Source organism: Tateyamaria omphalii (genome assembly GCF_001969365.1).
Classification (GTDB): Bacteria; Pseudomonadota; Alphaproteobacteria; order Rhodobacterales; family Rhodobacteraceae; genus Tateyamaria; species Tateyamaria omphalii_A.
This window is the reverse complement of record NZ_CP019312.1, coordinates 2961254-2974548: the sequence shown is the minus strand read 5'-3', so window position 1 is coordinate 2974548 and position 13295 is coordinate 2961254. Positions and strand designations below refer to the sequence as shown.

At 61.1% G+C, this 13295-nt stretch carries 9 protein-coding genes; 5 read left to right on the top strand and 4 right to left on the bottom strand.

Annotation, left to right across the window (positions count from 1 at the left end; all coding sequences use genetic code 11):
• Nucleotides 1-307: 307 nt before the first annotated feature.
• The 5 genes from BWR18_RS14850 to BWR18_RS14830 all read left to right on the top strand — a co-directional run bounded on the left by BWR18_RS14850 (nucleotide 308) and on the right by BWR18_RS14830 (nucleotide 9022).
• Nucleotides 308-2575, top strand: a complete 2268-nt coding sequence (locus BWR18_RS14850) for a type VI secretion system Vgr family protein (protein ID WP_076629240.1) — start codon at nucleotides 308-310, stop codon at nucleotides 2573-2575.
• 1 nt (nucleotide 2576) lies between these two features.
• Nucleotides 2577-3755 (top strand): DUF2169 family type VI secretion system accessory protein, encoded by a 1179-nt coding sequence (locus tag BWR18_RS14845; RefSeq protein WP_076629239.1) that lies wholly within the window; start codon nucleotides 2577-2579, stop codon nucleotides 3753-3755.
• On the top strand, nucleotides 3752-4162 hold the full coding sequence (locus BWR18_RS14840) for a PAAR-like domain-containing protein (RefSeq protein ID WP_076629238.1): 411 nt from the start codon (nucleotides 3752-3754) through the stop codon (nucleotides 4160-4162). Before BWR18_RS14845 ends, BWR18_RS14840 begins: the two co-directional genes overlap by 4 nt.
• Before the next feature lie 6 nt (nucleotides 4163-4168).
• The gene (locus BWR18_RS14835) at nucleotides 4169-8371 is read left to right on the top strand and encodes an RHS repeat-associated core domain-containing protein (protein WP_076629237.1); all 4203 of its coding nucleotides are present in this window, start codon (nucleotides 4169-4171) and stop codon (nucleotides 8369-8371) included.
• Between the two features lie 93 nt (nucleotides 8372-8464).
• The gene (locus tag BWR18_RS14830; protein WP_157598795.1) at nucleotides 8465-9022 is read left to right on the top strand and encodes a hypothetical protein; all 558 of its coding nucleotides are present in this window, start codon (nucleotides 8465-8467) and stop codon (nucleotides 9020-9022) included.
• Nucleotides 9023-9560: 538 nt separating this feature from the next.
• Here BWR18_RS14830 and BWR18_RS14825 read toward each other — a convergent pair.
• From BWR18_RS14825 to BWR18_RS21740, 4 genes are all read right to left on the bottom strand, one after another.
• A complete protein-coding gene (locus tag BWR18_RS14825) occupies nucleotides 9561-10754 on the bottom strand; it encodes an MFS transporter (protein WP_254684872.1) in 1194 nt (397 codons plus the stop codon).
• Between the two features lie 204 nt (nucleotides 10755-10958).
• Nucleotides 10959-11864: a LysR family transcriptional regulator gene (locus tag BWR18_RS14820; RefSeq protein WP_076629235.1), complete on the bottom strand. Its 906-nt coding sequence runs from the start codon at nucleotides 11862-11864 to the stop codon at nucleotides 10959-10961.
• Between the two features lie 131 nt (nucleotides 11865-11995).
• Nucleotides 11996-12763: an anti-sigma factor family protein gene (locus BWR18_RS14815; protein WP_076629234.1), complete on the bottom strand. Its 768-nt coding sequence runs from the start codon at nucleotides 12761-12763 to the stop codon at nucleotides 11996-11998.
• Entirely contained in the window at nucleotides 12760-13239 is a 480-nt protein-coding gene (locus BWR18_RS21740) for an RNA polymerase sigma factor (protein ID WP_076629233.1), read from the bottom strand. Before BWR18_RS21740 ends, BWR18_RS14815 begins: the two co-directional genes overlap by 4 nt.
• Between the last annotated feature and the right edge of the window lie 56 nt (nucleotides 13240-13295).

Below are 13295 nucleotides of genomic sequence, written 5' to 3'. Positions count from 1 at the left end.
TCGGAGACGGAGAAAGTGGACGGGATGCTCTGTCCGCTGCTGGCGAGATTGGCGATCCGGACCCTTTGGCCATCGCCGCCCGCGGAGGATTAGCGGACGATGGCGCACATGTCGCTGTTGTGATGGGCCGTCGGCGGGGTGGTGCGGTCTGTGCGTTCCGCGGGCACTCTTGAGCGCATTTCTGTTCGCACCCTTCGCGAAGTTACGCCGACGACGGGCGGCTGGCCACTCTCGACTCGCGCGGCGGACTGGGCCGTGGCTATGATCTGATCAGGCATATTTTAACGATTGGGTCGGGGGCTTTTTAATGAACGTCGCGCGTGATTTTGTTCAAGCCGACCGCATCCTGCGCATCGCGACACCGCTTGGCGATGATATTCTGCTGGCGGAGAAACTCACGGTCAACGAACATGTCTCGGCGCTCTTCGAGATCACCGTGTCGGTGCGCTCCAAACAGCCCGAGATCGCGCCCGATCAGCTTCTGGGCAAGCCTGTCGACGTGAGCGTCGAGCTCAGCCAGGAGCCGCCTGTGCGCCGGACCTGGAACGCCATCGTCACCGATCTGATCGCCGGCCCGCGCGCGAGCCGTGGCTTGCGCAGCTACCAGCTGGTGCTGCGCCCGGCGCTTTGGATGCTGGCCCAGAAGAGCGACTGCCGCATCTGGCTGGACAAGAGCGCCACCGAGATTGCCGAGATCCTGTGCGCCGAGCATGGTCTGCCCGCGCCCGTGACCGCGGGCGTGGTCGACCCGGTGCCGCGGCAGCACTATTCCGTGCAGTGGAACGAGACGGATCTGGACTACCTGATGCGGCGGCTCCAGGAGGATGGCTTGTTCTTCTTCTGGCAGCATGAGGCGGGCGCGCATGACCTTCATATCGCCTCGCATGCGGCGGGCTATCTGACCGCGCTGGAAGGCGATGGCGATGTGCGCTTTGCGGCAGGCTCCACGGACCGCAACCACATTAACCGCTTTGAAACGACCTTCCGTTACATCCCCGGCAGCCATGCGGGACGGGACTGGAACTTTACCACACCGGGCATGGTGCCGGGGGCGGCCGCGCCCGGCCTCGTGACGCTGCCGAAGAATGGCGGCTATGAGCTTTATGAGTACCCCGTGCAGGCGGGGTATGGCACGGGCACGCGCGCATCCGAGGGGATCGACGACGCCGAGGTCGAGCGTGTCGCGAAGCTGCGCATGCAGGCGCTGGAGGCCGAGCATGCGCGTGTCGAGGGCGCGAGCGCCGTGCGGACGCTGGCACCGGGGCACCGCTTTACGCCCTATGATGTGGCGAACCCGGACACCGTGTTCGCCCCCCACACGATCCTGTCGATCGTCCATGAGGTGACGGATACAAGTTACGAAAGCGTCGAGAACCAGCCCGAATACCTCAACCGCTTCCTGGCGCTGCCTGCCGATGTGCCTGCCACGCCGCAACGCACGACCCCGCATCCGCGTATCGACGGCACGCAGGTGGCGATTGTTGCGGGCCCCGAGGGCGAAGAGATCCACCCCGACGAATACGGCCGCATCAAGCTGTGGTTCCCCTGGGACCGCCGCGCGGCCAAGGACGGCAGCGACACCTGCTGGGTGCGCGTGACGCAGAACTGGGCGGGTGCCGGCTGGGGCGGGCAAGTGATCCCGCGCATCGGGATGGAGGTCATGGTCAGCTACCTCGACGGCGATCCGGACCGCCCCGTGGTGACCGGCGTCGTGCCAAATGAGCGGCAGAAGGTGCCGTATGAGCTGCCCGCGAACAAGACGAAGAGCGTGATGCGCACCCAGACCCACAAAGGCAGCGGCTTCAATGAGATCACCTTCGAGGATCAGGACGGTGTCGAGAACATGTTCTTCCACGCCCAGAAGGACCAGACGACCCGGGTGCTGAACGACCGCACGAAGCGGGTTGATCGTCACGAGGTTGCAGCCATCGGCGCCAACCGCGCCGTCGAGGTCGGAGGAAACCAAAAACACGAAGTCGGCGGTTCGATGAACACCGTCGTGGGCGGCACCGGCGTGTCGGCCTTCGCGCTGATGGCTGGTGTGGGTGGGCTGGCACAGAACACCGCAGGCTTCCTGCAGGAAGCCGGCGAAATTGCGGGAGCCGGAAGCCCAGCCTTGTCGGCCTTCGCAGGAACGCTTGCGTCCTCAGCGCTTGGGTTCTTTGGGCCGGGCGGTCTGATGAACCGTTCCGGCGTTGTGGGTGGCGCCAGCAACCGGCCTGACGCGGGCGCATCGCTCGCGGCCTCGGGCACCGGGATGGGCGGCGATGCCTCGGGCCTGTTCCCGATGCCAGGCGTCAAGAATACGGTCGTTGCCGCGTTCCAATCCGATACAGTCGGCGTGGCACGCGCCGAACAGATCGGCGTGAGCAAGGTGACCAATGTCGGCCAGACCTCCATCGAAAACATTGGCAAGTCCAAGAAACTTATCGTGGCCGAAGAATACGTGATCGAAGTCGGCAAATCCAAAATGATCATGAAATCGGACGGCACCGTAATAATCACGGGTGTCACCTTCCATTTCGAGGCCGAGGGATCTTTCCAACAGATCGGCAAAGTTATTGACCTGAACTGACATGGCAATTGACCTTATCAATCGCACGCCTTTCGCAAATCTCCGCTTCTCGAACCTCGATTCGGATGGTCAGGAATTCGGCGTGGTGATGGTCAAACTGGCTTTTGACATCCCCGAAAGTGGCTCCTGCGCCATCTCCGATGAGCAGGAGCCACTGGTTGTGACCGACGAATACACCGGTGCGCTGAACGAGACGTCTCTGCGCTATCCGAGTGACCTGGTGCCCTACAAACCGACGACCGATATCGTACTCGATGCCGTGGCTTATGCACCTGGTGGGCGGGCACGGTATTGGACCTCATCCGTCATTGTCGAGGACGCGACAGGTCGGCAGGTCAATGCCGCGTTGGACATTTTCGGGCCGCGCAGCTGGATACCGCGTGTGCTGCCCCGGACCACGCACGTGACCGATTGGCAGCTGACAGACCCCGACGAAGTCGACGCTGTGCCCATTCGCTACGAGCACGCCTTTGGCGGGCCCAGGGTGATCAGCGATGCCGATGGAGCGCTGAACGAAGCCTATGACGAACGCAATCCCATCGGCTGTGGCCGCGTTCCCCAAGCCTTCGCCGAGGGTGAGACGCCGGCCGCGGTGCCTGCGCCGCAAATCCTGGCTGCGGGCCAACGCTATGAAACCGCAAGTGACGCTCCCGACCCGGCGGGCTTCGGCCCGATCCCACCGGCCTGGTTACCCCGCCGACTGCTTGGCGGAACATACGACCAGAACTGGCTCGACAACATCTGGCCGAACTGGGCACCGGATTATGACTTTGCCTATCACAATTCCGCCCATCCCGATCTGCGCAGCGATCGCTTCCTGCAAGCTCCTCTTGGTGTGACGCTCACGCATCTTCACCCCACCCGGGCAGAGTGGCGGTTTCAGATTGATTACCCCAGGCTCAGCCTTTTTGCCGCCTATTCCGACGGCACCGACGCCGATCTGGAGCTGGTACTGGACAGTGTGTTCCTGGATGTCGGTGCCGCTGCGGCGGATGATCCGCGCGCCTTTCTGGTGCTGCGGGCAGTTTTTCCGATAGATCGGGTCGAGAGCCTGGAAATCTACCGTCCCTACGACAGCGCCGAAATATCGCCGATCCGGTATCACCCCCGCGACGTGTCCTGTGATCCTGCCTTGCTTGACCCCCAACCAATTGATGACCCGGAGGAGGCCGCCGAATGAGCCACCCAATTTCAGCCCGCAAAGATGGCAGCAACATCATGCACACAACCGGCCCGGACGTCTGCATGACACCCATCGGTAAAAGCGTGGTTCCGGTGGCCTATACCTCGATGGTGACGCTGGCGGGCAGCATCCGCGTGTCGCATTCGGTGCGGGACAACTCGAACCCCGATTTTCAGCTGAACTCCCGCACACGGTCCGTGACCGGACATGAACCGGGGACCAAGAAAGGTGCGAAGGTTTCGGGCTACAAAGGCTACGCCCACGCCCGCACCGCAGCCTCAACTGTGTTCTCCGAAGGCTTTGCGCTTGTCCGAGATGCCGATCCGGCGTGGATCAACCATCCCGACCCGCAGCCTCAAGAGGGCAGGCGGTCCAAGTCCAGCACGTCGGTCGGACACATGTAGGCAGCCATGCAAGACTTCGACCCCTCCCAATCCCAAGACGTGACCTCCAGTGCGGGTGGCACCGATACCAGCGGGTATGGCGCCAACGCCAATGGACGCACCGCCGTGGGGGCCGGCGGGCCAGAGATGCTGGCCGATTGGATCACGGCCTTCGACGATTATCAGCAGCGCTGGGAAGAGGAAAAGGAAGCCCTCGAAGAAGAGGTCGCGGCTATGGAAGCCGAACTCGCCGCCGAGACCGACCCGTTGATGCGTCAGATGATCGAGGCTGACCTAGCGGAGGCGCGGATCGACCTTTCGGTGATCGACGCAGAATTCGGCGGCGCCTTCAACCCATACGAAAGCGGGACGGGCCAGTGGGAAACCCGTGATTTCAACCAATGGGCCGAGCAGATGCAGATGGATCCGACGAACCCGGATCACGCGGCCATTTTCAATCAACAGATGGAGACTTATACCGAGTTCAATGAACAGTTGATCGAACGGGTCGAAGACGATCACTGGTTCTTCTATAACATCCTGAACCCGCTGGATCGTATTCTGCAATGGGATCCGCGCGGCATCTTGATGCGGCGCGCCACGCGCGAGCTAGCCGAACGGGGGTTGCGGTCTGGGCTTCGTAATGCGCCCCGTGCGCTGTCGCGGGGGCGACGCACCGCCCGCGTGAATGGCCGCCGCAACCGCACCCGGAACCGGCGCAATTGCCGCCGCGCCTCGAACCCGTTCATGCTGCCCACCGGTTTGGGCAATCACGAAGACCCCTTCTTCTTGATACCCGGCCTGATCGAGCTGTCGCTGCATTCGATATACTGGTCCGATATCGACCATGTCTCACCTCACGGGACAAACCGGATCGCGCCTTACGACGCCGTGATCAAGCGAAACCTTAGGGGCGGCTTTGACCTGCTGGATGATGACGGCTACGTCGTGTCATTCCCCGCGCCTACGCCGATCCCCGAAGGCTGGGTCGATGGCAGCACAACCCGGCCTTTAAAGCTGATGCAGGGCAGAGCGCGCGCGTTGATCCTCCGCGATGGACGGCTGTTTCACCATTTCGACAAAGGTGCTGATGGTGTCTGGCGGATCAGCCGCACATACAATGCCAATGGCAACTCGCTGAACTTTACGCGCGGCCCCGACGGCCACTTGGATCGGATCACCACACCCGAAGGCCTCACCGTCGCCTTCGGCTACAACGGCGCGTTTCGTACATCCGCCGATCTTGTCGCACCGGACGGGCAGATCAAGCGTGTATTGGAATGGCGCTACGATGAACGCGGCAACATGCTGGAGGCGCGCGCCCTTTATGGCGAACACCATCGCTTCCGCTACGACGAACGCAACCGGATCGTCGGCCTACAACGTAACGAGGTTTATGACGCCACCTATACGCTTGACGATCAAGGCCGCCGCCTGTGCAGCGACACGTCCGGCCCTTATCACGGTGACCGCGCCGTCTATGACAGCGATTCGCGCAAAACCCTGTATCTACCGGGCGGCGATCATGCGCGGGCGCAAACCTATCACTACAATGCCAACGACAACATCACCGCCGAGGAAAATGCCCTTGGCCATCTGACCCGTTTCGAGGAAGACGCAGAGGGCCTTGTCAGCGCGAGCATCGACCCCCTCGGTCACAGTACCCGCTTCCTCTACGACGCCGATGGCAATGTGAAATCCATCCGCGATCCGCTGGACCAGATCACCTATTACGGCTGGTCCGCTGACGGGCAGATCGAGCGGGTGATCGACCCGACCGGCGCAGCATGGGAATACGAATACGACGAACGCGGAAACCTCGTTTCGGTCCGTGATCCGCTTGGCCATGTCACTGATCTGAAAGTTTCGGATCGGGGCCTTGTATTGGGGGAATGCCGACATGACGGCATGATCCGAAGCTATAGCTACGATGATCGACACCGGCTGATCTCGGAGGTCGATTTCAACGGTGCACAGACGACATTCATACGCGACACCTGGGGGCGCATCACCTCTACCACCGATGAACTGGGGGCCACGATCCGCTTCGAATACGAAGACCAGCCCGGCCTCGATTTCTGGACTGCCGCGCGCGTGATCCGCGCGGATGGCGCGAAAACCGAGCTGCGCGGTCAGGCGCATGGCAGAATCGTTGAGATGCGCGACGCCGAAGGGGCCGTCACCCGCCTTGTTCACGACGCTTTCGACAATTTGATCGAGATGATCGATCCGCGCGAAGGCAGTTTACGGTTCACTTATGACGACCAGCTCGCGCTCAGCGAGGTGACAAACCAGGTGGGCGAGGTTTGGCGCTTCGAACGGGACGTCGCGGGCCGGATCATCCGTGAGGTCGACTTCGCGGGCCTGGAGCTGCGTTACGACTTTGACGATGCCGATCGGCCTATTGCGCTGCATTTCCCCGATGGCCGGACCATGCGCTTCGAATGGGATGCCGCCGATCAACTGACCGCCCGCATTGGTGTCGCCCCTGACGGCACGGTGCAGGTCGAAGATCGGTTCGACTACGACGGCCGTGGCCTGATCAAGCGGGCCACTGGGGCCGATGCAGTGATCGAACTGGAATACGATGCCATGGGCAACCAGATTGCCGAAGTCCAAAACGGCGAGCGGATCGAACGCGCCTTCGATTGCTGTGGCAATGTTACCGAACGGCGTATCGGCACACATCTGACGGAGTATCGCTATGGACCTTCGGGCTTTCTGACCGGGCTCAGCCTCAATGGGACGGATGCGCTTACCATTGACCGTGATCCGCTGGGGCGGCCCATCGCCATGCGCGGGGCCGGGGCTTTCGAACTGATGCAGGAATTTGACAGCGCCGGGCAACTCATCCGTCAACTGGCCTACGGCCCCGATCGTTTCACCCGCAGCTACGCGTGGAACCGGCGCGATACGCCAACGCGCATCGCCGACGATCTCTGGGGCGCGACCGAATATCAAGCCGACGCAAACGCCCAGATCACCCAAGCCCGCCATGGCCTGCCCTCCGGCGTCGGAATGCGCCTTGCCACGCCCGTGCCCAGTGATGTGCCGGGCTTTCCGTCCGAGACCATCGAGGTCGAACGCTTTGCCTACAAGCTCACGCAGGATGTCGAAGCCGCCGATATCGCACAACCGCAGATGCCGCTGGACCGGCCGCTGTCGTATTGGCGCACAGCGCCGGGCGGCCGTGTGCACGAAGCCGCAGGGCTGGGGGGCGAGCGCATCACCCTGTCCTATGACGCCTGCGGGCGCGTCACCGAACGCCGCGTGCAACGGGACGGATTCCGGCCCCAGACCTGGACCTACCATTGGGACGTGATGGATCGGCTGGTCGCGTGCATCACGCCGGAAGGCGAGCGTTGGGACTACACCTATGACCCGTTCGGGCGGCGCATCGAAAAACGCTCGGCCAGCACGCGCACCCGGTTCCTCTGGGATCGCGATGTCATCGCCATTGAAGCGACGGATGGAGCCGCCGCCGTCCACTGGCACTTTGAGCCGCGCAGCCACCGCCCGCTCCTTCGCGAAGGCGAGACCCTTGGCCATGTCATAACCGACCACCTCGGCACGCCGCGCGAGATCGTGGATGGCTCAGGCGCCATCCTGTGGTCGGCCACCTACCGCCTCTGGGGGAAGGAAAGGGGGCAATGGGGTGATTCCACCCTTTGCCCGATCCGCTTCCCAGGCCAATGGCATGACGCCGAAAGCGGGCTGCACTACAACCGCTTCCGGTATTATGACCCGGATGTCGGGCAGTATCTGTCCATTGATCCACTCGGTGCATCCGCCGGAACGCGCGCGCATGGCTATGTCAGCAATCCGCTACACTGGATTGATCCGCTAGGGCTTGAGGCGCGCTATCCACCTTGGATGACGCGGATGCCAGGCTTTGAGCGACATCACATTATTCCTTGGCACCTGCGAACCAACCCGTTTCTGCGATCCATCGGGTTCGACGTAAACTCGCGGCAGAACCTAATGTACCTGCCACGTTACTGTTCATCGGTTTCAGGCGGTGGGGCGGCGGCACCGCGGACGTCTGCGCAGCACCGTGGGTTCAGCGGACACAGCGATTACAACACGTATATGGCAACGCAGTTGGAACTGCTTGAAAATAGGACGCGCAACATGACCCGAACGTGCAAGAGGCTTGCCGTCCGGGCCTTTGTTCTTGCTCACAGAACCATGTTACAAACCGGTGCACTACAGATTGCCAATTGTCGTTAGGGGCGAAGAAAACATGTGCAATCGTCGTTCTTGATCGACCGAAGCGGACAGGTTTTGAACACCGGGCGATAACGTTCACGCCAGAGGATGAAGATGCAGTACTACCAAATTCAACCAGACCCACGCGTCAAATCGGTCTCGAAGGTTTACGAAAGCGACTACGATAAAAGGGTCGCTGCGGAAAACCGCGGGGAGGTCTACCTTGGGCCATTCATAGCCGACGATCTAGGGCGGGATGAGATCACCGAGCATGATTGGATCCCTTCGGTTGGGTGCAAACTGGTGACCGACCGTTTTGTGTCTGCTGTCCGTTGCTACGACATGCGTCAGCCCGAGTTCTTCGAAGTCACGATCACTTGGGGGCCCGAAAACCTGCTGGAATGGGTCGGTGACGTCATTGCAGCATACTACACAGTCAAACTTCCTCAAGTGGAGGTCATCGACGCGGAAAAAACGCCGCTTCACTTCTGGCCCACGTTGAAGAAGTTCAAAATGTTGGACTACGTCATTACCCGTCCAATGCCTGACGACGTTCATATCGGCATTGACCAGCGCCAACCCGGCGTGGTGCTGTGCACAGAGGATTTCAAATCTTGGGCGGAACGCGACCGCCTGATGGTGGGCTTTACTCCGGTCCCATGCGCGATCTGAAGTGGCACGCCCATGTCCGAACGTGAAGCCTTAGAGAGGTTTGGCAACCTCATCGCGCACGTGCGCGACGCAGCGCTAGGGGAGATCCTGCAAGACCATGCGCAGGACGGATCAAACGTCAGCGGCTTGGGTAGCCTGCTGCGCCAGCTGAATCCCTGGCCTGAGCTCGTTACCCGGATCTTCGATCTACGCCGTACTCAATTTTCTCATCGCGCTCCAAGAGGCGGAATTGGAGCATGGCATCAAGCGTCGCGACAGACGGCGCAATCGCCGCTCTTGTGACATCGCTACGCAATGCATTGCCGGGCAGTGATCGAGATCATGTTTGGCAGGCTAAAGGATTGGCGGCGGGTCCCAACGCGATATGACGGATGCCCAAAGGTCTTCCTCTGTGCAATCGCCCTCTACGGGCTACGAGGCCCGAGCCTAAGACTCTCATTCGTCGATTTTTGACGGTGCGGGTCTGAAAGCAGACCTTGAGGTCTTGGCCGGGGAATGTCGTCAACGCGGCACGCAGCTGTCATTCAGATTGGTCACATCAAGGTCCGCTCTTGACCTTCTGTGAGGTATTCCGATCAAAAGCCAACGCAGCAATAGCAACTAGAATGATGCCGCCAGAGATCATGGCGAGAACGGCCCATCCCACGCTTGAAACGACGAACCCTGCAGCGAAGGCGCAGATGGTAGAGATCAACGCAATGATCGTGTCGTTGGCCCCCTGCACGGCAGCTTTCTCGCTCTCAGACACAGCGGCGTCGAGCATTGCCGTGCCTCCGACGAACCCGAAATTCCATCCAACGCCAAGAACGATCAGCGATCCGTAGAAGTGCAGCGCGGAAAGACCAAGCGCGGCTGCAATTGCCGCCGTGGCTATGGTGACAAGCCCGATGGTCGCAATGGTTTGCGCCCCGAACCGCTTGATCAAAAACCCGGTAAAGAAGCTTGGGGCGAACATTGCAACAATATGCCAACGCACAACGTCGCTCGCGGTAGCCTTACTGAACCCGCATCCGACCATGGCAATCGGTGTTGGGATCATTAGAAACACCATGACACCCTGCGACACGGCGGCGATGCCAATGGCCTGCCTGATGGCGGGGCGGCGGAGAGCGGCGAGAGAGGCGAACTTATTTGGTGGTTCATCGGTCGGTTCCCTCTTTCGTCGAGGCATGCGAACCAGGCCAAGGGGAACAATGCCAAGCACAGCAATCAGACCTGTCGCTGCATATGCGCCAGCAAAAGGGATGGGCGCGAGTAAGTCTTTCGCGGCAATGAACACTTGTGGGCCAACAATAGCGGCGATCAGCAGAGAACTCATCATCAGCGAAATCGCCACGGGCCGCCAGTTCGTTTCAACGGCCTCTCCGGCAGCGAACCGAAAATACTGGAACGATGCCCATCCAGCGCCCATCAGGAAGTGTGCTGCGCACAGCAGGATAAAGCTTTGAGAAATCAGAGCCTGGGTGGCCAAGATCGCTCCGAGGAGCGTCATCAAACCACCCAAGGCAAAGCCAACTCGCCTGCCGAACCGCCCCATCAAGAGCGAAAAGGGTGCAGCGGCAACCATGCCCGCCAAGGTCTGAACAGATGACGGGAGTGTGGCAAGCGTCGGGCTTGGTGCCAGCATCAGCCCCGCCAAGCCTCCGAGGATGAGCTGAACAGGAAATGCCGCTCCGAGAATCGTGTTCGCAAGCAATAGGCCAGCGAAGTCGCGTTTTTGAAAAATGGACACCACGGAAACGAACGGAAAGCCTTTAGATTGAATTTGGCTTACTACGTTGTAGCGTATTTGGACATACTGTCATGGTCCGGAGCGGTCCTTCGTGGATGTCGCCGCATTCGACAAAAGGGCTCAAAACTGGCCTACCCCCAAAGAAAAAACCCCGGCACTCACGCACCGGGGTCAGTCATCAACCGAGGGGAGGTCGGTTAACTCTTACCAGTCAGACGGACCCTTTTCAGCAAAGGCGTGGACCAGGAAATCAATAAACGCTCGCACTTTGGGCTGGGTGAAGCGACCGGGCGGATACACGGCATAGATGCCCTGCGTCTCGATCGGCAGATCGGGGATCGCATCCTCGACCAACCCCTGCTCCAGCGCGTCGGCGTAAAGGAAACTGGGCAGATACGCAATGCCCAGACCCGAAATGGCCGCATTCAACAGCGACTGTCCGTCATTCACACTCAGCCAACCGGCGGTGCGCACCTGGCGCTTTTCCCCCGACGGCGCGGTCAGCTTCCAGACATTGCCCGACGACTGGTTGGAATAATGAAGCAGCTTGTGCGCGTTCAGATCGTCGATCTTTTGCGGGCGCCCATATTGCTCGAAATACTTGGGCGACGCGATCATACGCTTGGTCGTCTCGGTCAGCTTGCGGGCGCGCAGGGTGCTGTCCTCCAGCTCGCCAATGCGCACGGCCATGTCAAAGCCTTCCGAGATCAGCTCGACATAGCGGTTGTTCAGCACCATGTTCACCGTGATGTCCGGAAAATCGGCCAGAAACTCCGACAATCGTGGCGACAGGTGGTTGACCCCAAAATCCGTCGCGACAGAAATGCGCAGCAGGCCCGAGGGCGCCGACTGCATGGACGTCACCAGCGAATCCGCCTCGCCCGCGTCGTTCAGAACACGGCGGGCACGGTCGTAGTAAGCCAGACCGATCTCGGTCGGGCTCACGCGGCGGGTCGTACGGTTCAGCAGGCGGGCACCCAGACGGGCCTCCAGCGACGACACGTGCTTTGAGACGGCGGATTTCGAAATCCCCATCTTCTTGGCCGCATCGGTAAAACCGCCCTGATCCACGACCGTGGCAAAGGCTTCCATTTCTGTAAGGCGATCCATGCCTGCTACCTCAAATCACTCTGTGTTGACGGTCGGTATGCGGGTCAATAAGGGCAGGATCAGGGCAAGGGTTGGACAGTATCGCGGTCATTGCGGGGATCGTTCATGGCGTGGAAACGACCGGATTCCGCTCAGATGGCGATATCCGCACTCCAGGATTGGAAGGTTTCGGCCTCTTCGGCCAGCGGCGCGGCATCGGTCCCGCCAATCAGCAGAAAGCCAAAACCGGGCGTGTTCCAGCGGGCCAGATCCATCCCCTCTGCGGCCCCCATGCTGACGGGGGCGGCATCGGGCCCGGCCGGAATGATGCACAAGGCAACAGGCGTTCCATCGGCGCGGGCAAAGGCGATCTGCACCAGCGGCTTGTCGTTGAACCCCAGCACCTGCGCCCGTTTGAAGGTCAGGCCCTGCGCTTCGGGCAGGCCGGTGACATCAATCCCCAGCGCATCCGACACGGCGGCAAGCTGCACCGCCGCCTCCTCTGCCGTGGGCTGGGCAATCGCCAACGTCTCGGGCGTGTAAAGCACCTGGTAGGACGCCACGAAAGACACCCAACCGCGCGGCGCAGGTTCGGGTGTCCCGAACCCCGTGAACATCGCCACGGCCAGCCCAGCGGCCAACCCGGTTGCAAAGGTGCCCACACCCCAGGCCCAGCGGCCACGCGCAGGCGTCGCAACGGGCGCCGCTTCGGGCAAGTCGGGCATCGGTGGCGCGTCCTGCAACAGCGCCTCATAGGCTTCGGCAATCGGGACCATCGGAATATCCAGCATCGCAAGCTGATCGGCCACAGCCGGATCCGCCTCCAGCGCGGCATCAATCTCGGCATGCAGGGCGTCGTTCGCCTCCCCATCCAGGTAGGCGGTCAGCTCTTCATCGGAAAATGCACGCACCTGTGTCATTGAACCTGTGCCCTATCCCCGGCCATCTCGGTGTTCAGCCGCTTGCGGGCGGCCGCCAGACGGCTCATCACCGTGCCGATGGGTATCTCCATAATCTCGGCCGCTTCCTTGTAAGCGTACCCCTCTACATAGACCAGAACCACGGCCTGACGTTGGGCCTCGGGAAGTCCGTTCACCCTGTTCAACACGTCACGCGCCAGAATATTCGTTTCCGCTCCGGGGGCTTTATCAGGTAGGTCGATCTCTTCGACAGGCACCAGCCCGCCACCGGTGCGCACCTTGCGGGACCGCAACTCGTTCAACCAGATGCGCTGGGCCATGCGGAACATCCAACGGTCCAGATGGGTGCCCGGCTCGAACTGGTCGGACTTGTCCAGCGCGCGAAGGCACGTGGTCTGCACCAGATCGTCAGCCCAATCGCGACGCCCGGTCAACGACACGGCATAGCGCCAGAGGCGTGGATGTACCTCTGCCATGCCATCGCGGACAGCGCGGTACGAAATTTCTGCAACGGTACGAATAAAATCAATCC